The sequence below is a fragment of the Oscillospiraceae bacterium genome, assembly GCA_015068645.1.
Lineage (GTDB): Bacteria > Bacillota > Clostridia > UMGS1840 > UMGS1840 > SIG452.
Window position 1 is genome coordinate 21,602 of record SVKD01000015.1, and the last position, 20,993, is coordinate 42,594.

The 20,993-nt window shown below is 42.8% G+C and carries 20 protein-coding genes and 2 rRNA genes; 5 read left to right on the plus strand and 17 right to left on the minus strand.

The window, feature by feature from the left end; translation table 11 throughout:
- Nucleotides 1-12: 12 nt before the first annotated feature.
- From E7413_07550 to E7413_07580, 7 genes are all read right to left on the minus strand, one after another.
- Entirely contained in the window at nt 13-735 is a 723-nt protein-coding gene (locus E7413_07550; protein MBE7019713.1) for a phosphatase, read from the minus strand.
- A gap of 5 nt (nt 736-740) precedes the next feature.
- A complete protein-coding gene (gene rimO / locus E7413_07555) occupies nt 741-2,069 on the minus strand; it encodes a 30S ribosomal protein S12 methylthiotransferase RimO (GenBank protein MBE7019714.1) in 1,329 nt (442 codons plus the stop codon).
- Nucleotides 2,047-2,667 (minus strand): regulatory protein RecX, encoded by a 621-nt coding sequence (locus E7413_07560; protein MBE7019715.1) that lies wholly within the window; start codon nt 2,665-2,667, stop codon nt 2,047-2,049. Before E7413_07560 ends, rimO begins: the two co-directional genes overlap by 23 nt.
- Before the next feature lie 74 nt (nt 2,668-2,741).
- On the minus strand, nt 2,742-3,719 hold the full coding sequence (locus tag E7413_07565) for a LytR family transcriptional regulator (protein MBE7019716.1): 978 nt from the start codon (nt 3,717-3,719) through the stop codon (nt 2,742-2,744).
- An 86-nt stretch (nt 3,720-3,805) separates the two neighbouring features.
- Nucleotides 3,806-4,378 (minus strand): indolepyruvate oxidoreductase subunit beta, encoded by a 573-nt coding sequence (locus tag E7413_07570; protein ID MBE7019717.1) that lies wholly within the window; start codon nt 4,376-4,378, stop codon nt 3,806-3,808.
- Between the two features lie 17 nt (nt 4,379-4,395).
- Nucleotides 4,396-6,105 (minus strand): indolepyruvate ferredoxin oxidoreductase subunit alpha, encoded by a 1,710-nt coding sequence (gene iorA, locus E7413_07575; protein MBE7019718.1) that lies wholly within the window; start codon nt 6,103-6,105, stop codon nt 4,396-4,398.
- A 31-nt stretch (nt 6,106-6,136) separates the two neighbouring features.
- Nucleotides 6,137-7,771, minus strand: a complete 1,635-nt coding sequence (locus E7413_07580) for an acyl--CoA ligase (protein ID MBE7019719.1) — start codon at nt 7,769-7,771, stop codon at nt 6,137-6,139.
- A 371-nt stretch (nt 7,772-8,142) separates the two neighbouring features.
- Here E7413_07580 and E7413_07585 point away from each other — a divergent pair, with 371 nt between their 5' ends.
- The 5 genes from E7413_07585 to E7413_07605 are packed head-to-tail and all read left to right on the plus strand — an operon-like array spanning nt 8,143 to nt 11,040.
- Nucleotides 8,143-8,634: a CarD family transcriptional regulator gene (locus tag E7413_07585; protein ID MBE7019720.1), complete on the plus strand. Its 492-nt coding sequence runs from the start codon at nt 8,143-8,145 to the stop codon at nt 8,632-8,634.
- Nucleotides 8,635-8,670: 36 nt separating this feature from the next.
- Complete coding sequence (gene ispD / locus E7413_07590) at nt 8,671-9,399, plus strand: 2-C-methyl-D-erythritol 4-phosphate cytidylyltransferase (protein ID MBE7019721.1); 729 nt, start codon at nt 8,671-8,673, stop codon at nt 9,397-9,399.
- Between the two features lie 26 nt (nt 9,400-9,425).
- Nucleotides 9,426-9,902 carry a 2-C-methyl-D-erythritol 2,4-cyclodiphosphate synthase gene (locus E7413_07595; protein MBE7019722.1) on the plus strand — a complete coding sequence of 159 codons (477 nt, stop codon included), beginning with the start codon at nt 9,426-9,428 and terminating at the stop codon, nt 9,900-9,902.
- Between the two features lie 5 nt (nt 9,903-9,907).
- Complete coding sequence (locus E7413_07600) at nt 9,908-10,456, plus strand: ECF transporter S component (protein ID MBE7019723.1); 549 nt, start codon at nt 9,908-9,910, stop codon at nt 10,454-10,456.
- A complete protein-coding gene (locus tag E7413_07605; protein MBE7019724.1) occupies nt 10,453-11,040 on the plus strand; it encodes an XTP/dITP diphosphatase in 588 nt (195 codons plus the stop codon). Before E7413_07600 ends, E7413_07605 begins: the two co-directional genes overlap by 4 nt.
- 394 nt (nt 11,041-11,434) lie before the next feature.
- Here the strand turns inward: E7413_07605 and E7413_07610 are convergent, their stop codons facing one another.
- From E7413_07610 to E7413_07655, 10 genes are all read right to left on the minus strand, one after another.
- A complete protein-coding gene (locus tag E7413_07610) occupies nt 11,435-11,644 on the minus strand; it encodes a DUF378 domain-containing protein (protein MBE7019725.1) in 210 nt (69 codons plus the stop codon).
- A gap of 69 nt (nt 11,645-11,713) precedes the next feature.
- Nucleotides 11,714-13,705, minus strand: a complete 1,992-nt coding sequence (locus tag E7413_07615) for a fructose-1,6-bisphosphatase (GenBank protein MBE7019726.1) — start codon at nt 13,703-13,705, stop codon at nt 11,714-11,716.
- A 329-nt stretch (nt 13,706-14,034) separates the two neighbouring features.
- Nucleotides 14,035-14,760, minus strand: a complete 726-nt coding sequence (locus E7413_07620; protein MBE7019727.1) for a YebC/PmpR family DNA-binding transcriptional regulator — start codon at nt 14,758-14,760, stop codon at nt 14,035-14,037.
- On the minus strand, nt 14,744-15,577 hold the full coding sequence (locus tag E7413_07625; protein MBE7019728.1) for a PHP domain-containing protein: 834 nt from the start codon (nt 15,575-15,577) through the stop codon (nt 14,744-14,746). The genes E7413_07620 and E7413_07625 overlap by 17 nt, the downstream gene beginning before the upstream one ends.
- Complete coding sequence (locus E7413_07630; GenBank protein MBE7019729.1) at nt 15,570-16,292, minus strand: acyltransferase; 723 nt, start codon at nt 16,290-16,292, stop codon at nt 15,570-15,572. The genes E7413_07625 and E7413_07630 overlap by 8 nt, the downstream gene beginning before the upstream one ends.
- 20 nt (nt 16,293-16,312) lie before the next feature.
- Entirely contained in the window at nt 16,313-17,257 is a 945-nt protein-coding gene (locus E7413_07635) for a hypothetical protein (protein MBE7019730.1), read from the minus strand.
- A gap of 34 nt (nt 17,258-17,291) precedes the next feature.
- Nucleotides 17,292-18,797 carry an S-layer homology domain-containing protein gene (locus E7413_07640; GenBank protein ID MBE7019731.1) on the minus strand — a complete coding sequence of 502 codons (1,506 nt, stop codon included), beginning with the start codon at nt 18,795-18,797 and terminating at the stop codon, nt 17,292-17,294.
- A gap of 233 nt (nt 18,798-19,030) precedes the next feature.
- Entirely contained in the window at nt 19,031-19,924 is an 894-nt protein-coding gene (locus E7413_07645) for an MBL fold metallo-hydrolase (GenBank protein ID MBE7019732.1), read from the minus strand.
- Between the two features lie 723 nt (nt 19,925-20,647).
- Nucleotides 20,648-20,762 (minus strand): 5S ribosomal RNA (rrf, locus tag E7413_07650).
- 111 nt (nt 20,763-20,873) lie between these two features.
- Nucleotides 20,874-20,993, minus strand: a 23S ribosomal RNA gene (locus E7413_07655); the annotation flags it as partial.

The following is a 20,993-nucleotide window of genomic DNA, read 5'->3' on the forward strand; positions in this document are numbered from 1 at the left end:
CCTGTTGCCACGTTAAAACTGCGTTTTTACTTCCTTTAAATAAGCTTCAAAACTTTCTAAACTTGCATTTACAATCAATTCTTTGGGGAAATCCACTTCCGAAAGCATTTCAAACACCAGCTTATAGTTTCCGATACAGCCGGAATAGTGGGCATCGGAAGACACCGCCACGCGAGTGCCGTACTGTTTGCAGAGCTTTGCCACATTGGTGCAGAGCTCTTTGGAGCCGGGACGGATTCCCTCTAAAGAATGGTTATTTAATTCAATAATTTTATTTTGTTCTTTTGCCTTTTTTACCACCGCTTCAAAATCGCAACGGTAATTTTGCTGCCCCATATGACCGATGCAGTGCACATAGGGATTTTCCAAAACGCGAAGATAAGATTCGGTAATTTCTTCGATAGAACCTTTGGGAAGGCAAGGTCCGTGAATGGAGGCAATCACCCAATCAAGCATAGCAAGTACGGTGTTGGGCAAATCCAAACCGCCCTTATAATCAATGATATTCGCTTCTGCACCTTTGAAGAATCGGATCCCATCAATTTCATTTGGCAGAAATTTTAAGCAAGTGAAATGCACTTCTCCCGGGGCATCAGGAATGGCAGGGGCATGATTGGTCATGCAAAGACCACGCATTCCGGCATCACGGGTTGCCTTGATATTTTCCTGCATGGTGGAGTATGCGTGCTTACTCACAATGGTATGGCTATGGGTTTCCACATCAATCTGATACATAATGATTATCCTTTCACGGCAATGCCCGATAAATCATATTGGTCACAGCCGGTAATTTTCACAGTAATATATTCCCCGATATCCACAGGAAAATCCGCTTCAAAGTAAACTGTGCCGTCAATTTCGGGGGAATCCATATAGGTTCTGCCAAAATAAATGTTGTTGACGGTGTCTATCCCCTCAACTAACACCTCAAAGGTTTTGCCGATTTTCAGCTTATTCTTCTGCAACGATACCTGAGAAGAAAGCTTCATAATTTCATTGGAACGGCGCACTTTTTCATGGGTTTTTAATTTTCCTGTAATGCGGGCGGCACGGGTGCCTTCTTCGGTAGAATAGGGGAACACGCCAAGTCTGTCAAAAAAGCCTTGTTTCACAAAGTTCACCAGTTCTTTGTGTTCTTCCACGGTTTCCGAGGGAAATCCGCTGATTAAGGAAGTGCGGATGGTTGCATCGGGCATTTTTGTTTTGATTTTATGAAGTAGGGTTAAAATTTCATCTTTATCGGTGCGACGGTTCATTAGTTTTAAAATTCTGTTGTTACAGTGCTGAATGGGAATATCAAAATAATGCAGAATTTTCTTGGAATCCGCAATCAAATCCAACAGCTCGTCGGTTACCGATTCCGGATAAAGATAATGAAGACGAATCCAGCGGAGTTCTTCAATGGTTTCTAATTCCGAAAGCAGTGCAACCAATTTATTTTCGCCGTATAAATCTACGCCGTAACGGGTGGTATCCTGCGCAATCACAATCACTTCGGTTACCCCTTGGGTTGCCATCCATTTGGCTTCTTCGATAATGGATTCCATGGGTCTGGACACGTATTTTCCGCGAATTTTCGGAATGGCACAATAAGAACAGCCGTTGCTGCAGCCGTCTGCAATTTTTAAGAACGCATAATAAAACGGTGTGGTCAAAACACGCTCACAAAAGTTTGGTTCTTCCTCGCTTTTGGAAAAGTACGCCACTCGTTCACCCTTTAGCACTTTGGAAACTGCTTCCACAATATTAGAAGTATCGTGAATCCCCAGCGCACCGTCCACTTCGGGAAAATTTTCTAAAATTTCATTCTGATATCGTCCTGATAAGCAACCTGCCACAATCACTTTTTTTCCATAAGATGCCGCATTTAAGATTTCCGAAATGGCTTCCTCTTTGGCAGCCTTAATAAACCCACAGGTGTTTATGATGATCACGTCGGCATCTTCCTCATTATCCACCATCACATAGCCTGCGTTTTGCAGATTGGTAATCATAATTTCGCCGTCCACCTTATTTTTGGAGCAGCCAAGTTGAATCCATAAAATCTTAGGCATCATAATCTTCCTCATAATCTTCTTCCAACACTTGGGACGAAAGATTTCTCAAACAATCGGTAATATCCGAAAAGCGATATCCCTTTCGAATCAGACGACTGTATATTTTTGGGGTTTCGGTTTGTTTTGCTATAAGCAGTGCCACCTGCTCTTTTAAATTTTCTTTTTCAGCGGTAAAATCATACTCTGAAGCATCCAGTGAAATTCCTTTCCCTAAAAGCTCCTGACGGATTTTATAAAAGCCCTGCTTTTTATAGGTTTGCCTGGAATATAAAAACTGCTCCTTGTAACTTTCGTCCGAAAGGTATCCGTTTTCTTTTAATCTTTCGATGATTTCCTCTGCCACAGCAGGCGGACACCCCCGAAGCTTTAATTTCTCCCCCAATTCCTTCTCGGAATACATTCTGCGGGAGAGTAGCCCCAAACAATAATCATACTGCTCAGGAAATACACATTCTTTCTGAAATGCCTCCACACTTTCCGCTAAAAGCTCCTCTTTGCCCACCAATTTCTGATAGGTATACGAAGAAATGGAAAACAGATAAGTGTCTCCCATAAACACAGAAAAACGGTTTTTTCGTTTCAGTTGCGGCTTAAAAGTCAGTTTGATCATCGTCTTTTAAAAAAACGAAAACCGAAAGCAGGGTTTTACCCCCACTTTCGTTTTCCTTTACTCCTATTTGGGACTTAACGATAGTAATCGTCTAAAATCATATCCGCTTCTTCTTGGTTGATAATTACAAAAGGATCAGATATGGTAACGGGAAGTTCAAAGGTTTGCACTTCTCGATTGTCCATATTGGAAAGAACATCCACATATGATAAAATCTCAGCCAAACTCATATTGGAACGGATATTTTTATTGATCAGATTGTAAATAGCGGGAACTTTTCCGATATACTTGGGCTTAAATTTCTGGGCAAATGCCTCTTGGAAAAATTGCTGCTGCACGCGATTTCGTTCCAAATCCCCCATCACATAGCTACGAAAACGCAACAAATCCACTGCATTTTCACCGTCTAAGAGCTGATCACCCTTTTTCAGATTGATATATAAATCCTGCTCGGGGTCCGTGTAGTACATATTCTGGGGCACGTCAAACTGAACACCGCCCAACTCGTCAATAATGGTTTCCACCGCCTGGAAGTTCACAATCATATAGTCATGAATGGGAATATCCAGCTCATTGATAACGGTTTGAACCGCAAAGTTGTCACCGCCAACGCCAATAGCTGCATTGATTTTGTATGGTTCGTTTTCGTTGATATACTGATCGGGTTCTAAATCGTCATTGTCAAAATACACTTTAGTATCTCGGGGAACAGACAACAGTGATAAGGTGTTTTTATCGGGATCTACTGCAATCACCATAATCACATCGGAAAGTTTTCCGCTCTTATCCGTACCGAGAATCAAAAGATTACGTGCATCATCAAAGGTGCCTGCAGACAGCGTTTCCGTCATTTCGTCACCATCACCGATATTGCGGTGAAACGCACGGTACCCAATAATCCCTGCAACTACAAGTACCACTACCAGCAGTTCAATCAGCAAGGAGATACCAAAGGTTTTCCAAAATTTTTTCTGATTGAATCCGGTTTTTTGATTCACATATCCATTATAATTATGAGAATCCACCTGATTCATCTGTCTTTTATGATTCATAAAACAGCCTCATTCTGCCTAAGATGAAAAGTGAGGACATCTTAAGCTTCTTTGTTTTGCTCTCTTGTTATTCCGATAAAATCTTTTTATTGTTCGTAACCTTGTAAAAATGCTTTCTCGTTTGCTTCTTTGAATTTTTCGGGAACAGTGGCTAACACTGCATCTACCCAATCCTGCTTGTCAAATTCCAGATATTTTGCCAATACTCCCAACAGCACCACGTTGGTTACTTTGGAATTTAAGATGGATTCTGCAATTTCTAACGCATTGACGGAAACTAAATCCACTTCTTCTTTTTGTAAAGTATCTAAAATATTCTGGGGATATTCTGCCGCACCGATGATGACCGGCATAGGCATAATCTGCTGCACATTGGTGATAAGTTTACCGCCTTTTTTAAGATAAGGCAACCAACGCAGCGCTTCTAATTCTTCAAAGGAAATAATAATGTCTGCCTCTCCCTGACAAATCACGGGAGAATGAACTTTTTCACCGTATTTCACATAAGTTACCACGCTGCCGCCACGCTGGCTCATACCGTGCACTTCGGATACTTTTACGTCATAACCCTTTTCGATGGCTAAGTTTCCTAAAATTCTGCTGGCAAGTAAGGTACCCTGACCGCCAACACCTACAATCATAATAGATTTTGTGCTCATCTTAGTCTCCCCCTTTCTTACAGAGTGATGGCATCAAACTTACAGATGTTTTTACACAGTCCGCAGTTGGTACACAAGGTTTTGTTGATTTCGGGTTTGCCGTCTACAATGGAAATTGCAGGGCATCCGATTTTCATACACATCTTACAGTTTTTACATTTATCTTTAGAGATATTTACGTCAAAATCATATTTCACGCCTTTTAATAACACACAGGGACGGCGTGCAATAATCAAGGACGGCTCTTCCACGGAAATTTCTTCTTTGATAACCCGTTCGCATTCTTCCACATTGAAGGGATCCACCACTTTGATTCTGGTATAGCCAACTGCTTCTGCAAATTTTTCCAAATTCACCGCCACGGTGGGCTCGCCTTTTAAGGTTTTGCCGGTGGTGGGATTCTGCTGATGGCCGGTCATACCGGTGATGGAGTTATCCAAGATAATCACGGTGGAGGTGCCTTTGTTGTATGCGGTGGAGGCAAGACCTGTCATACCCGAATGGATGAAGGTGGAATCCCCGATGACCGCTACGGTTTTCTTGGATAATTCAGGATTTGCTTTGGAAATCCCGTGTGCCGCACTGACGGATGCACCCATACAGATGGTGGTATCCATTGCAGACAAGGGTGCCGCCGCACCTAAGGTGTAGCAACCAATATCCCCGGAAACAACCAGTTTCAGTTTGGACAGTACGTAGAACATACCTCTGTGGGGACAGCCGGGACACATTACGGGAGGTCGCATAGGCGGATTATAGTCGGGATAAGTTGCTTCGTCCTTCTTGCCGGAGATTGCTTCTCTTACAGACACGTTGGAGAATTCGCCGAACATGGAGAAGGTGTCTTTTCCGTGAACTTCAATGCCCATTGCCTTGATGTGATTTTCAATATAGGGGTCTAATTCCTCTAAAACATAGAGTTTTTCCACTTTACTTGCAAATTCCTGAATCAGTTTGGTGGGCAGAGGCCAGAGCATACCCAGTTTCAGATAAGATGCTTCGGGGAAGGATTCTTTGGCATACTGGTAGGGAGCACCTGCGGTGATGATACCGATTTTGGTATCGTTTAATTCCATACGGTTAATACCGGAGGTTTCTGCATATTCCACCAGTTTGTCTTTTCTGTCTTCGATGACCAGACGGCGTTTTTTTGCCATACCGGGCATCATGACATATTTCATTACATCTTTTTGGTATTCTTTTAAGGGAACATCCACTCTGTCGCACTCTTCCACGATAGACTGAGAATGTGCAATACGGGTGGTTAATCTGAGTAGTACAGGAGTATCGAACTGCTCAGAGATTTCGTAAGCCAGTTTGGCATATTCCTTACATTCGGTGCTGTCGGCAGGTTCCAACATAGTCACCTTTGCCGCATTGGCATAGTTACGGGAGTCCTGCTCATTCTGAGAGGAGTGCATTCCCGGGTCGTCTGCAACGCCAATAACCAAACCGCCGTTTACGCCGGTGTAAGACACGGTGAATAAGGGGTCAGCCGCCACGTTTAAGCCAACGTGCTTCATGGCACAGAAAGAACGTGCACCGGAAATAGCAGCACCGATAGCAACTTCCATTGCCACCTTTTCATTGGCTGCCCATTCGGCGTCCACTTCGTTATATTTTGCAACAAATTCAGTGATTTCGGTGGAAGGAGTACCCGGATAACTGGATACCACGCTTACCCCTGCTTCATATAAACCTCTGGCAACGGCTTCGTTACCAATCATCAATCTTTTAGACATAATTCTAAAAAACCTCCTATATTTCGTTCTGCGCCGCAACCAAGCTTTCGCCGCAGTAGATTTGTCTTAGTTTCGGTTTTTCAATTTTGCCGGTGGGATTACGGGGCACTTCGGCAAAAATAATCTTACGGGGACGTTTGTATTTGGGAAGCGCTTTGCAGAAGTTATCCATTTCTTCTTCGGTGCAGCTCATATCTTCTTTCAATTCGATGATTGCTGCCGCCATTTCTCCCAAACGGGGGTCGGGTAAGCCAATTACTGCTACGTCCTTTACCTTATGATTGGTGCGGATGAAATCTTCAATCTGAACGGGATATAAGTTCTCACCGCCGGAAATAATCACGTCTTTTTTACGGTCCACCAGGAAGATAAAGCCGTCTTCGTCTTCCTGGGCCATATCGCCGGTAAAGAGCCAACCGTCTTTTAACACATCGTTGGTGGCTTTTTCGTCATTGTAGTAACAGGTCATCACGCCGGGACCTTTTACGGCAAGTTCACCCACTTCGCCTTTTTCCACGGTGTTGCCACGCTCATCCACGATTTTTACTTCCCAACCGTAACCTGCTTTGCCGATGGCACCCACTTTATGGATGTTTTCTACCCCTAAATGCACACAGCCGGGTCCGATGGATTCGGATAAACCGTAGTTGGTGTCATACTGATGGTTGGGGAAAATGGATTTCCATCTCTTAATCAGGCTGGGGGGAACAGGCTGTGCACCGATGTGCATCAGTCTCCATCTGGATAAATCCATCTGGTCAATTTTAATGGTACCATTATCAATAGCATCTAAGATATCCTGTGCCCACGGTACCAACAGCCACACGATAGAACATTTTTCGTCTGCCGCAGTTTCCACAATCCATTCGGGTTTTACCCCTTTTAAAAGAACTGCTTTCGCGCCCACCACTAAGCAACCGAACCAATGCATTTTGGCACCGGTGTGATAAAGAGGCGGAATGCAAAGGAACACGTCCTCTTTGGTCTGGGAGTGATGGTTCTGCTCGGTTAAGCAAGCGTGCACCAGGCTTTCGTGGTTATGTAAAATCGCTTTGGGAAATCCTGTGGTACCCGAGGAGAAGTAAATTGCTGCATTATCGTCGGGGGTCAGCGGAATTTCGGGAGTTTTGGAGGTGCAATAAGTCACCAGTTTATCATAACTTTCTGCAAAGGAGGGGCAGTCTTTTCCCACATAGAATAACTGCTTCACATTGGGAATCATATCGCAGATTTCTTCCACACGACCGATAAACTCAGGTCCGAATACCAAAACATCAGACTCAGAAAGTTCTAAACAATACTTAATTTCGTCGGAAGTGTAACGGTAGTTTAAGGGCACTGCCAGTGCGCCTGCTTTTAATGCTCCGAAATACACGGGAAGCCATTCTAAGCAGTTCATCATTAAAATGGCAACCTTGTCTCCTTTTTTGACGCCACGGGACAATAAAAGGTTCGCAAATCGGTTGGCTTTTTTGTTAAATTCACACCAAGTAATTTCGCATCTTCCGCTTTCTTCGGAGTTGGTGGGAATCAAGCTGTATTCCTTCCAAGTGGTTCTCGCCTGGGAAATGATATTGGGCACAATTTCCACCAGTGCCACATCATCAGAAAATTTTTGGGCATTTTGTTCTAAAAAATCTGTAATTACCATCAGGAAATTACCTCCGTTTCCACTAAGTCCATCCCCCGTTTTTTCAGGGGTTTTATGTAAAGTTCCAACAGAGGCATTCGGAATTTGCCTCTGATTTCTCATACAATTTTTCGCATACCAAAAAAAGGTGGCTACACCTATTGAGCATATCATTTTTAAGTTTAGCACAATCTTACCGCCTAGTCAAGAGAATTTTGTCATTTTTCAAGAAAAAGTGACCAAATTTTGGCAGTTTTTTTTACCGCCTTTTTTCATTTTCGTAAAAAATAGGAAAATATGGTTTTTTCTCTTTACTTTATGGGAAAAATATGTTAAAATGAATGTAATTTGTAAGCTTTTCACCCTGGGACATTTTACAGGAGGACCATGGAATGTACCAAATCGGCGACAAAATCGTTTATCCCATGCACGGCGCAGGCATCATCCGCGCCATTGAAGAAAAAGAAATTTTAGGGAGCATCAGTTCCTACTATATACTGGAAGTACCCATTGGAAATATTTCTCTGATGGTGCCCGTAAAAAATGCTGACGAAATCGGAGTGCGAGGCGTAGTTGCCCCCACCGTGATTGACGAATTATTCTCTTTTATCGCCACCGCAGAAATTGCGGTGAATGATAACTGGAACAAGAGATATCGGGAAAATATGGCAAAAATCAAATCGGGAGATTTGTTTGAAATCGGCCCTATTTATCAGTATCTTCGGGAAAAAGACAAAGAAAAAGGTCTTTCTTCCGGCGAGAAAAAAATGTTTTTGTCTGCTCATCAGATTTTAGTTTCTGAAATTATGCTTTCGTTAAACATTTCTCTGCAGGAAGCAGAAGAATTGCTGGAAGCACGTCTTCCCGACGCTGTAACTGCATAATATATAACAATATGATATCAAACGAGGGAATTTACTATGCTGGAAGGAATTAAAAGCCTTTTTGCACCGGATGACCCTGACCCCCGATGTTCTGCCATTGTGGTAGCAGCGGGCAAAGGTTCCCGGATGCAATCGGAACTAAAAAAACAGTTTTTGCCCTTACTTGGGATGCCTGTGCTTTCCCACACACTGGAAGCCGTGGAAAAAAGCGATATGGTCAAAGAAATCATTTTAGTGGTTTCCGAAGACGATATCCTAACTGCCAAGGATATTGTGGCAGCAGCTGACCTGGAAAAAGTAACCAAAATTGTGGCAGGCGGCAAAAACCGTGCCGAATCCGTGGCAAAAGGATTGGCAGAAGTTTCCGAGGATGCTGAAATTATTATGATTCACGATGGGGTGCGTCCCTGTGTTTCGGAAGCACTCATGGAAGAATGCATCAAAAATGCAATGGAATATGACGCTTCTGCTCTGGGAGTGAAGCCGAAAAACACGATCAAGAGAGTTAACAAAGACGGATTTATCGAAGAAACCGTCAATCGGGATGAGCTGGTAGAAATCCAGACACCCCAATGTTTCCGGGCAGATATCATCAAAAAAGCCTATGAGAATTTTGATTCCTCTGCCACCGATGACTGCGCATTGGTGGAAGCTCTCGGTGTTCAAATTCACATCACCGAAGGTAGCTATGCAAATCTGAAACTGACCACCAGAGAAGATATGTTAATGCTCTCTGCTTTGATTGATGCACAATACGAAGAATAAACCAAAACAAAAAGGAGGCCGAAGAGATGAGAATCGGCTTTGGCTATGACGTACATAAACTGGTGCCTGAGCGAAAGCTCATTTTGGGCGGAGTGGATATTCCCCACGAAATGGGGCTTTTGGGGCATTCTGATGCTGACGTTTTAGTGCACGCCCTGATGGATGCCATCTTGGGTGCACTGGCTTTAGGCGATATCGGAAAGCATTTCCCCGATACCGATGGCGCCTATAAAAATATTGACAGTATGATTCTTTTAGAAAGAGTAACTGCTCTGATGAAAGAACACGGCTATGAAATGGGCAATGCAGATTGCACCATTTGTGCCCAACGCCCGAAACTTGCACCTCATATTGAGGCAATGCGGGAAAATATCGCCCGTGTGCTTCAAACCAACAAAGAAAATATCAGTGTTAAGGCAACCACCACAGAAAAACTCGGCTTCCCCGGTCGCGAAGAAGGAATTTCAGCGTACGCGGTTTGTCTTCTCAGAAAAGGAGAATGAACAGTATGAGAAACAAAACCAAAAAAATCACTTTGACAGCACTGCTCACTGCATTGGCTATCGTTATTCCGATGTTTATGCCCATTAAAGTGATTCAATTCTACCCATTTACAGCAACCCTGGCATCCCACACACCGCTCATTATTGCCATGTTTGTGAGTCCCCTTGCAGCTGCCTTTGCAGCGCTTGGTTCTGCTATCGGATTCTTTTTCACCATTGATGGGATAGTAGCGGCAAGAGCGGCAACTCACGTGTTTTTTACCGTGGCAGGTGCAATGATGATTCGCAAAAGAATGAATCCTGTGCTGACCATTCTTGTTACGATGGTATTACATACCCTGGCTGATATGTTCACCATATATTGGGCCGCAACCTTCTTCCATATGAGTTATCTTTTAAAAGGCAACTCTATGAAATTGGTACAACTCTGGATTGGTGTGGGCACTTCCCTGCATCATCTGCTGGACTTCTTTATTGCATTTGTGATTTTAAAGCCGTTAACCAAAGCAGGGTTAATGGATTCCAAACTGATTTGGGGGAGGAAAAAAACGTGAAACTGTTAGTAGCAACCAATAATCAAGGCAAGTTAAAAGAATTCAATAAAATTTTGGGAGAGCTTGGCATCGAATGTGTGTCTCTTCGTGATATGGGTATCACCGCAGACGTGGAAGAAACAGGCACCACTTTTTTAGAGAACGCTCTCTTAAAAGCAAAAGAAATTTATAAAATTGCAAAAATTCCCACCATTTCCGACGATTCGGGTCTTATGGTGGATGCGCTTGGCGGGGAACCGGGCGTGTATTCCGCACGATATGCGGGCGAACCCTCCGACGACAACAAAAATATGGACAAACTCCTTGCCAAATTGAAAGACGAACCCAACCGCACCGCAAGATTTAAAAGCGTGATTGCAGCGGTGTTTTCCGAGGATGATATTTTAGTGTCTGAGGGCGAATGCGAAGGCGTGATTATTGATGAAAAACGTGGTGACAACGGCTTTGGCTATGACCCGATTTTTTATGTGGAAGCTTTAGAAAAGACATTCGCTGAAATGACGGATTCCGAAAAAAACAGTTTGAGCCACAGAGGAAATGCCATCCGCAATTTAAAAGAACAATTAAAGGAAAAGGAACTGTAGATTCGTACAGTTCCTTTTTTTTAATAAATAATGAATCGTGAAGAATGAATAATGATGGTGGGTTGGCATTGCCAACCATTGAAATATCTGATGCAACCGCAGGGTGCCACCGCAATTTTTCATTCTTCATTTTTCGTTTTTCATTACCCCTACCCCAAAACGAGGAAAAATGGATGCAGAATTCGAAATTCGAATCAAAGCTTTGCTTTGACAAGCCCGAAGCTGTACCGAGCGGGTGGAATTTTCCTCCATCATAGGCAATCCCCCAAAAACGAGGAAAAATGGGAACAGAAATAAGAAAGCGAAGCAAAGCTATGCTTTGCGTTACCCGACGGCGTACGTGCTGTACGTCGAGGGTGAGCTTAATTATTTCTGACCCATTTTTACCGTTTTTTTAATCCCTGTGTTCCATGGGGACTTTGTCCTTAAACAGAATGGTAATCGCCCAAAGACCTGCAATTCCCACTAAGGAGAAAATGATTCGGGTGAGCATGGAGCCTGCACCAAAGATGGATGAAACCAGGTCTACGTTAAAAAGACCGATGGCACCCCAGTTTAATGCTCCCACAATCACCAAAACCAATGAAATGGTATCTAACAACATACATGACGCCTCCTGTTTTTCTGTCGATTTTTACTGAATCGACTGTTCTGATGTGTTTTTTCAACTTTATTATATGGTAATTTTCTTGATTTTATACATTTTTTTTGGAGAGGGTGTTTCCGGCAGTGTTCCCGCCTGATAATGACTGATAAGACGGCGAAGTTCCCGAATTCTTTTTTGAATCACAAATCCTGTGTCTGTATTGAAAACTCGGATTCGGTGATTACGATGGTCTCTCACCACCCTATGTGAACAAAATGCTTCGGAGGTGTTTACATTTTTAGTGCCATACGGTTGGTGAGCAGTCAGGAAAAAACCGTGAGAATTATACAATAGCGTATATCCGCCGATTCCCGTTTTTTCCTGGTAGGCAGGACTTAATCCGCCATCTATCATAAAAAGGATTCCACCGGCTTTCTGCGGACTTTCTCCACTGCTCTGACGAACAGGAACATGTCCGTTTACAATTTTGGAATACTCTTCATACAATGAAAATTCTGACAAAATGATTCGGGCAATCTCTTTCCCTTGTTCTCCCTCTATGAGCCGATAATACGGATTTTTAATTTCCCGATGAGCAGATTTGTCACAAACAAGGTATCGGGGCAGTGTTTTCATTTCGTTTTTTCCGAATAAAGGAGAATACTTTCCGGCAAACAAATACCAGAAAAAATCCACTGCAGACTTTTTTTCAGGATGATTTTCTTCCAGAAAATATGCTTTACGAACGGCTTTATCGCAAAAATCCATCAAAGCACGTCCCCGATACCCCAAAAAGGATGCAAACGAACCATCCTCTGTAAAAGGGATGCACCCGTGATACAACAGATTGTGATTCATCACCTGATACATTCTCCCTTTTGCAATTAGAAACCGAACGTGTCGGCTGAGTTTTTCCGAATGAGAAAAGCTTTGGCACAAATCCTGTAACACTTCCTCTTCTTCTGCCGTCAGTTCCCATGGTTTTTGAGGATCAACAGTGGGAAAATAGGTGTCGGAAAGGGGATAGGAAACCCCATCACAAAGAATGGTTTTGCCGTCCCGATCAATATGTTCCAGTGTGCAGGTATGCTCCAAGTCATAATGAAGATGGTTTTTTCGGAATGTGATCTCCAGCTTCCACAAAATTACTGAAATAATTTTGTGTGCACGAGCCACAGAAAAGCAATCGCCGTCAGCTTCCCCTTTGGGCAAAAAGCACGTGCAAGATGTTTCTCCATACAGTTTATCTGCCAGAAAAAACAGTTTTCTAAGAGGGATTCCATAATCTTGTTCCAGCAGTTTGGGATGATTATACCGCAAAGTAATCCGTACCGCCGAGGCAACACAAAGAGGATTTTTCAAGTTAGCGCCCATCCAGAGAATATCGTGATTGCCCCAACAGATGTCCACACTGTGATAAGTCTCCAGGATATCTAAAATACGGTGGGGACCATTGCCACGGTCAAAAATGTCTCCTAAAATATGCAGATGATCCACCGCTAAACGACTGATTAATTCACAAAGAACACCAATAAACGAATCCGCCTGTCCTACACCGATAACGGCATCCAGAATGCTTTTCTGATATGCCAGACGGTTAGGAGAATCGGGACGTCGGTGCAACAGCTCCTCTAAAATGTATGCATATTCTTCGGGAAGGGCTTTTCGCACTTTGGAACGGGTATATTTGTCCGCCACCGCCCGACACAGAAGAATCAATCGGGAAAAGGTTTTATGATACCAGAAAGCTGTTTTTTTCCGATTAGCCAAAAATTCTTTCGGGTTGTATATCAGATGAGCAAGTTCATCCTGCTCTTTTTGGGAAAGTACTTCGGCTTGTTCTTTATTTTGTGAAAACACTTCGGAAATTTTTAATCGGATTTCCCCCGATGCATTTTTTAACAACTGACAAAATGCTTCATCTTCCCCGTGCAGGTCACTTAAAAAATGTTCGGTACCTTTCGGAAGGCCTAAAATGGCAGTTAAGTTGATAATTTCGGCAGCAGCAACCTTTTGAGTTGGAAATTGCATGGATAAAAGTTCCAAAAAACGGTCTCCCCCATGGTTCATAAAATCCATCCTTTGTTCTCATTTTGATTTTTGTTTTTAATATTTTGGTTCTTTTAGTTTTTGCATTTTTTTATTTTTTATTTATTTTATTTTTTGAATTCAAATGCGGCAGGAGCAAGCCCCTGCCCTACAAATTTGGATTTTCGTCATTCAAAAACTGTTTGGGGAAACGATGAGAAAATGACGCAGAACGAACAAACTGAACCCCGCAGGGGGTTATCCAAAGCTGTAGTACTGCGTACAGCATAACGGTACAGCGAGTGATGAAGTTTGTTCGTAACAAAAAAAGCAATGGATTATCCATTGCTTTTTTGTGATCTGCGTTATTTTATCGAGTTCTATTCATTCCATGAATGATAAATATTCTGCACATCGTCGTTGTCTTCTAACATATCAATAAGTTTATTCATATTCTTGATGTGGTCTTCATCGGTTAAGGTAGTATAGTTATCGGGAATTTTGGAAACTTCCGCTTCTAAGATCGTATAACCTTTCTGTTCGTATGCTTCACGGATAGCAGAAAAGGTGTCGGGAGAAGTGGTGATTTCGTAGCCTTCATCCAGCACTTCAATGTCCTCTGCATCCAGTTCCAGCGCTTCTAAGGTCATTTCCTCATCATCCATAGCATCTTCTTTTTCAATCACAATGATGCCTTTTTCCTGGAAGGACCAGCTTACACAACCGGTTGCACCCATATTGCCGCCGCATTTATCAAAAGCGTGACGCACGTCTGCTGCGGTACGGTTACGGTTATCGGTTAAGGTTTCCACAATTACCGCTACGCCTGCGGGGCCGTAACCTTCATAGGTGATTGCTTCGTAGTTGGAGGTATCTTCGCCGCCTGCCGCTTTTTTAATACATCTCTGCACGTTTTCAGAGGGCATATTGTTAGCTCTTGCTTTTGCAATCAAATCACGGAGTTTTCCGTTAACCGTGGGGTCAGGGCCGCCTGCTTTTACCACTACTGCGATTTCTCTGCCGATTTTGGTGTATACCTTTGCTTTCTGGGCATCGGTTTTTCCTTTTTTGTGTTTGATGTTTGACCATTTAGAATGTCCGGACATGGTTTTTAATCTCCTTTAAAAATGAGTATGGTATCCGAAGGTGGTTGGGGGTGAGTGGAATCTGAGGCTTCATTGCCCCGTGAAAATCGCTTCCGCCACTTTTTAGGAGTCCTAATTCCTCCACCAGTTCGGTATATAGCTTGGTTTGTTCGGGAGTGTATTCGGTGTAAATCACCTCTGCCCCCGCAAGTCCGCTTTTTTGAAAGCGGATGAGAAGATTTCGTAAATCTTCTTCTGATAATTTCAAATAGTGCATATGGGCTAAAATGGGAACGCCACCTGCCGCACGGATGAGAGAAATGGCATCTTCCGGCTCAATACGGTCTTCGTTCACGTGAGCCACTCTGCCGTGTCCCAAATATTTCTGAAAACCCTCTTTCACGCTTGCCACATACCCCTTATCGCAAAGAAGCTTGGCAAAATGAGCTCTGCCCCAGATGTTTCCCGTGGCAATTTGTTTCACTTCCTCCACGGTGATGGGCATTCCTAAGCTATTTAAAATTTCTAAGGTTTTTTGGTTTCTCTTTTCCCGATTTTTTGCAAGTTCCTTTAACTTTTCCACCAAGGGCGGATAATTGGGATCGATAAAAAGCCCGATTATATGAAGCTCTCTTTCATAGTTACAAGAAAGCTCAATCCCGGGAATGGTTTCAATCCCGAATTCATTTCCGGCTTGCATTGCTTCAAAAACTCCGTCCACCGTGTCATGGTCAGTCACGGCAATTGCCGAAAATCCTTGCTCTTTTGCTAATTTCACCAGTTCACGGGGAGTAAGGGACCCATCCGAATTGGTAGTGTGTGTATGCAAATCAACCATTTTTCTTGGATCGATCTTTTAAGCTGTTCTGCTTCGTAGATTTTTTCATGCTATTTTGTTTGACAGACGTGCTCAGACTATTCTGTGCACGGGAACGTAACCGTTTTTTCTTGGGTAATGTTTTCTTCAGATTTTCATGGAAAATCAGGTAGGTACCGAATAACAGCACGGTGGTTGCAACAACCAGTACCCACATGACCATAGGATCCACGAAAGTGAAATAGAAAGCCAACAACGCGGAAATTGCAGAAGCGTATCCGAAGATACGAAGCAAATTCAGCTGACGTCCCTGGGCAAACTGTCTGCCGTTTGTAGTGATATAAATCATAATATAAAAAGCGTTGATCGCCTGCACGATTACCGTGTCTAAATAATAGAACCAGCCTTCTTCATCTATCGTGGTAATCACAGTGTAAACCACGTTTACCGCCAGAATGGTAACCACCAAAATTCTGGAAAACAGAGATTGCCTGATCAGCTTCCTGTTCATTTTGTAAGTAAGGCAGTAGTAACACACAATAAAGAGCAGATAAAAATAGGTGGGAACCACAATGTGAAATACCGTAAAGGGGATATCCAGAGTATCGCTGAGGAACGTCAGCACATTGACGGACATCAACACAATCTGCGCTAAAGTTGCATACAAAAGATGGTTTTTCACACGAAAAACACGTCGTTTTAAATAATTTTGAATCTTAGAAAAAGCATTTGTCATTTTTCTGTTTCTCCCGGCAGTTAATCATTACAAAATAATTCTTTTTTTACCGTTTCCACCGCATCACGGTCAGGACGGCATTTCAAAAGGTAACAAGGGGTATCGCTGAGTAACAAGTGAATCAAGGTAAAAAGTTTATCCATAAGTCCTTTTTCCACGGGGCGATTCACAGAGCCTAACAACCATTGAAGCGCCTGCAAGGTCTGCAAGCGAGAAATCTCATTTTTCTCACCCTGCTGCAAAAATACAATTGCTTTTAAGGGAACCACCACATTCTGCCCTTCTCCACTGGCACCTGCCCAGGGAGAACCGCAGGCATAGGCCTTGCCGTCTTCCAAAAAGCGGATGATAGGAGAATCATCATTCAAAATGAATGCAGAATCATAAGCTTCTTCCCACAGTTTGGTATGGGTGGTTTTTCCGGTTCCGCTGGGAGCTGAAAATAAAATTCCATACCCATCATAACTGATTGCAGAGGCATGCACCATGAATCCGTTATGATGAAGTAATGCATATCGCATTGCCTGGTCGGTAGAATTGATTAACGGAAATTCCGGCTTAAACGCTGCTTTATCCGCATTTTTATATTCCTTGGGATTGGGCATAGTCTTTTTATATTCCCGCAGAGCTTCATTGATCAAGCGGATTTCCTGCTCATCTTCCAGACGGTAAAACTGAATGTCAATTTTATCTTTTTTGATTTTGGTAAGCAAGGTATGTTTGCCAATCTGCTCGTTAAAATCCCAATAACTGAAAGCACCGTTTGGCAACACTGCCCAGGTACGGTCATTGGTAACGGACAAAATCTGATAATCCAAGGGCAATTCCACATGGTCTTTCAAATGAAAATGAATGGTAATATCTGCCTTGAAAAAGGATGTCTCATAAGGTGTTGCACGCTCAATAAACAAAGGATTTAAGTCCCCTGTGATTTCGATATGAAGATTGGCAATTTTCAGTTTCATACCCGAATCTCCTAAACAAATGTTTCTTTTTCTTTTATTCGTAAATTGCATCAATGGTCAGCATTCCACCGTTGAAATTTGCGGAAGGAACCTGTGCATTGGTGTTAATATCACAGAAAAATTTATCTCCGGCTTTAATCGGTCTGTTTACTTTAGTCAAGCAAATATCTTCTAAGGTCAAACCGTCTTTTGCAGACAGAATTTCAATCTGCGCACGCATTACATATACGTTATCTTTGCGCATTACTAAAGACGGATAGTAGCTGATCTGAATTTCCGCACCGTTATGCTGTGCAATAATAGCAAAATCATGCAGAGGATTTAAGAGGAAGCTCATCATTTCTCTTGCAAAATCATACGCTTCGCCCAAAGCGCTTCCCTGGAAGGGATATGCTGCTTCATAAATGCTGTTGGGAATTTCTTCTAAAATAGCCTGATACCGACTTCTGTTTGCCGGATAGCTACCCAGGTCCTTACGGATTTCAGTGGGAATTTTGTTGGCAGAGGCACCGCTGGTAACATCCACTCTTACCAACATAGGAATCTGTTCGTCAATTTCGGTAATCAACTGCGCAAAACGGAAATAGTTTAAGGGAGCGGTTAAATCGCTTCCTGCCATCAGTTTGGATTTATCAATGGTTCTCTTTAAGAAATCGTGTTTTTCTGCGTAGAATGCCATAACATCGATTGCTTCTTTTACGCTGATGGGAGTATCAATGTTCGCTTCGGTAACAATATTTGCACCTAACACGTCTCTGCCGATAATCCAGAAGGATAAGGCATCGTCATGTTCGAAAGGACGTTTGCCAACAACGTCTCCTAAATTGTAGTATGCTAATTTATATTCATTGTTGAACATACGAAGTGCTGCAGAAGACAATTCCCCGTAAGTGATTAAAGCATTGGCATCGTAACCTTTTTTGGTCAGTTTCGCCATTTTGAAAACTTCCCGATAGAGCGCTTCGCCAACATCCAGCTTAATCGCTCTGGATAATACAGTTGCAACCTCTGCACGGGTAATATTGTTTTTGGGACCAAAGCTACCGTCGGGATAACCGGTGATAATACCTTGTTCTGCAACAGCTGCAACAGCATCCTGATATACTGCTGCAATATTTGCAGTGTCGGTAAAGGTTGCTGCAGCGGTAGGTGCATTTAAGTTTTTCGCTTTGTAAATGGCATATGCCACTTCTTCTCTGGTTGCAGGAGTATTGGGATTAAAAACACCTTCAGAGAGGAAATAACTGCCGCTGACAGTTACATAATCATAAAACCAATCGTTTTCTGATACGTCGGTATAGGTTTTTTCTACACTTTCGCCAAATTGCAGAGAAAGAAGTTTGGAAAGCTCTGCACGGGTTACATTGGATTCGGGACGGTAAGAACCGTCTTCATACCCGTTTACAACACCATTTTCCACTAATTCATCCACATAAACATATGCCCAGTGGCTTTCATTAAAGTCGGTGAAATTTGCCGCAAAGGCAACGCTTGAGAACATCATCATTACAAGCAGTAACGAAAGAATTTTTTTCATCATGGTTGGGTCCTCCTGTTATGTAAGTTATTTTTCACAAATAATTCTTAGGCAGAAAACGGGTAACATGCCCCCATTTTCAATATACCAAGTTCATTATAGCATATCATTTCAAAAAAATCAACAAAAACCACAGTTTTTTTCTTACCATTTTTTTGACAGTTTGCCACATCAGAAGAATAAAAAACTTTTCCGATAAAAAAACAGCTGCCTCCTTTAGGGAAACAGCTGTTTTTTTACTGAGCTTTCTCTTGCGGTGTCACACTCAGGTCTTCTCCGTCTGTTACCACCGTAATATTTCCGTGATGATCGCTTCGGAACACTTCAATTCCTTTGGCACTGAGTAAATCAAGTACCTTTTTTGTGGGATGTCCGTAGTCATTTTCTCCTGTAGTAATGATTGCATAGGAGGGCATCACCGCATTTAAAAAGTTTTTCGATGTGGAGCCTTTGGAACCGTGATGTCCCACTTTCAGCACGTCCGCATGAGGAACGGTTTTTTTAGAAAGCATATCGTTTTCCACGTCTGTGGTGGCATCTCCCATAAAGAGGAAACTCCGCTCGCCATAAGTCATGTATAGCACACCGCTGTAGTCATTTTTGTCACCGTAATGCTCATACATGGGAGACAAAAATTCGGCTTTGACCGTTCCCTCACACACCATCACGCCCTGCTTGATTTCCACAAGGGGTATATTATGCTCCTCGATAATTCTCATGGATTCTTCGGTAGGGTCGTTAGCGATGGGAGATGTGGGCATATAAACGGTTTTCACCGTGTAATTTTCTAAAATTTCAGGAAATGAACCGATATGGTCATCATGCTGATGGGTAATTACAGCGTAGTCAATGGTGTCTTCCCCGAAGCTTTCCAATACCTGGGAAATAGCATCAAAATCGTCGGGTTTTCCTGCATCAATGAGCATAGTACGCTCGTCGGGAAAATGGACCACAATAGAATCGGAATTCCCGGTGTCCACATATACCACGGAAAGTTTCCCCTGCCAGTCTACATCAGCTAAAGGCGACGGCTTGGTATATTCGGGGATTTTTGTTGCAAAAAATGCCAGAACAAAGGCAATTACAACCCAAACAAACCCTTTAGGGTCCAATTTTTTTGCTCGTGCCACATCTTCACCTTCCTTGTTTTTTGTTACTTTATTATACTACTATATTTGTCAAAAAATGTCAACGGATAAGGTGAGAATCGTATACAAAATTGTAGGGACAGATGACCATCTCTGCCCGTTTTAGGTACGGCAAAACGAAGCGTTCATCAAAATCATACAGCGGGACGGTGTGGGCACCGTCCCCTACAACGTACAGCATAACGGTACGGCGAGTGATGCCGTTTATCTTGATTCTAAGGTATTTTACATTAGAAAATATTTGCGAAGAAAAATGAGAACAGAATTCGGAAATTGAATCAAGGCAACGCCTTGACGGAGCCCTCGGCTGTACCTAGTGTACGCCGAGGGTGAAATTCACGGATTATGCGCCGTTTTACCTTGAAAAAATTATACGAGGAAAAATGAGAACAGAACGGAGAAACTGAACCCGAAGGGGTTATCCGAAGGCGTAGTACTGCGTACAGCATAACGGTACGCTGGGTGGTGAAGTTCATCCGTTTTGCCAAATATATCGTTTTCTTGTGCAGAAAAACGGATGCAGAATGGAAAAACTGAAGTTGGGTGCGGATTTATCCGCCCCAACCGTAAGCCTGAAGGCGTACAGATGGTACGCCGAATGGTGAAGTTTTTTCATAGCGAATTTTTCTCTTAAAATTCGCGGTCTGCGCCGTTTTTCAAGCAACAAAAAGAAAAAGACCACCTTTAGGGTGGTCTTTTTCATAAAACCGGCAACTATCTATCTTCCCGGGCAGTCTCCCGCCAAGTATTTTCGATGCATGAGAGCTTAACTTCCGTGTTCGGGATGGGAACGGGTGGGGCCTCTCCGCTGGTCACCGGTATGGTTAAAGGTATTTCTTGTACCTTCAAAACCGAATAATACGAATTCTGCTTGGATAGTAAATTCTGTAACCTTGTTTCCTTGTATCACTTATGCATATCTTGTATGCTCTGGTCAAGTCCTCGAACTATTAGTATCGGTTAGCTCAATACATTACTGCACTTACACCTCCGACCTATCAAACACATAGTCTACGTGCGTTCTTACCAGATTAACTCTGTGGGAAATCTT

Excerpts from the sequence above, each read along its gene's own strand:
- E7413_07550 (MBE7019713.1), bottom strand. The coding sequence starts at position 735 with ATGTATCAGATTGATGTGGAAACCCATAGCCATACCATTGTGAGTAAG.
- ispD (MBE7019721.1), top strand. The coding sequence starts at position 8,671 with ATGCTGGAAGGAATTAAAAGCCTTTTTGCACCGGATGACCCTGACCCC.
- E7413_07600 (MBE7019723.1), top strand. The coding sequence starts at position 9,908 with ATGAGAAACAAAACCAAAAAAATCACTTTGACAGCACTGCTCACTGCA.
- rimO (MBE7019714.1), bottom strand. The coding sequence starts at position 2,069 with ATGAGGAAGATTATGATGCCTAAGATTTTATGGATTCAACTTGGCTGC.
- E7413_07610 (MBE7019725.1), bottom strand. The coding sequence starts at position 11,644 with ATGTTGTTAGATACCATTTCATTGGTTTTGGTGATTGTGGGAGCATTA.
- E7413_07595 (MBE7019722.1), top strand. The coding sequence starts at position 9,426 with ATGAGAATCGGCTTTGGCTATGACGTACATAAACTGGTGCCTGAGCGA.
- E7413_07620 (MBE7019727.1), bottom strand. The coding sequence starts at position 14,760 with ATGTCCGGACATTCTAAATGGTCAAACATCAAACACAAAAAAGGAAAA.
- E7413_07565 (MBE7019716.1), bottom strand. The coding sequence starts at position 3,719 with ATGAATCATAAAAGACAGATGAATCAGGTGGATTCTCATAATTATAAT.
- E7413_07570 (MBE7019717.1), bottom strand. The coding sequence starts at position 4,378 with ATGAGCACAAAATCTATTATGATTGTAGGTGTTGGCGGTCAGGGTACC.
- E7413_07615 (MBE7019726.1), bottom strand. The coding sequence starts at position 13,705 with ATGGATTTTATGAACCATGGGGGAGACCGTTTTTTGGAACTTTTATCC.
- E7413_07580 (MBE7019719.1), bottom strand. The coding sequence starts at position 7,771 with ATGGTAATTACAGATTTTTTAGAACAAAATGCCCAAAAATTTTCTGAT.
- E7413_07630 (MBE7019729.1), bottom strand. The coding sequence starts at position 16,292 with ATGACAAATGCTTTTTCTAAGATTCAAAATTATTTAAAACGACGTGTT.
- E7413_07635 (MBE7019730.1), bottom strand. The coding sequence starts at position 17,257 with ATGAAACTGAAAATTGCCAATCTTCATATCGAAATCACAGGGGACTTA.
- E7413_07560 (MBE7019715.1), bottom strand. The coding sequence starts at position 2,667 with ATGATCAAACTGACTTTTAAGCCGCAACTGAAACGAAAAAACCGTTTT.
- E7413_07625 (MBE7019728.1), bottom strand. The coding sequence starts at position 15,577 with ATGGTTGATTTGCATACACACACTACCAATTCGGATGGGTCCCTTACT.
- E7413_07585 (MBE7019720.1), top strand. The coding sequence starts at position 8,143 with ATGTACCAAATCGGCGACAAAATCGTTTATCCCATGCACGGCGCAGGC.
- E7413_07640 (MBE7019731.1), bottom strand. The coding sequence starts at position 18,797 with ATGATGAAAAAAATTCTTTCGTTACTGCTTGTAATGATGATGTTCTCA.
- iorA (MBE7019718.1), bottom strand. The coding sequence starts at position 6,105 with ATGATTGGTAACGAAGCCGTTGCCAGAGGTTTATATGAAGCAGGGGTA.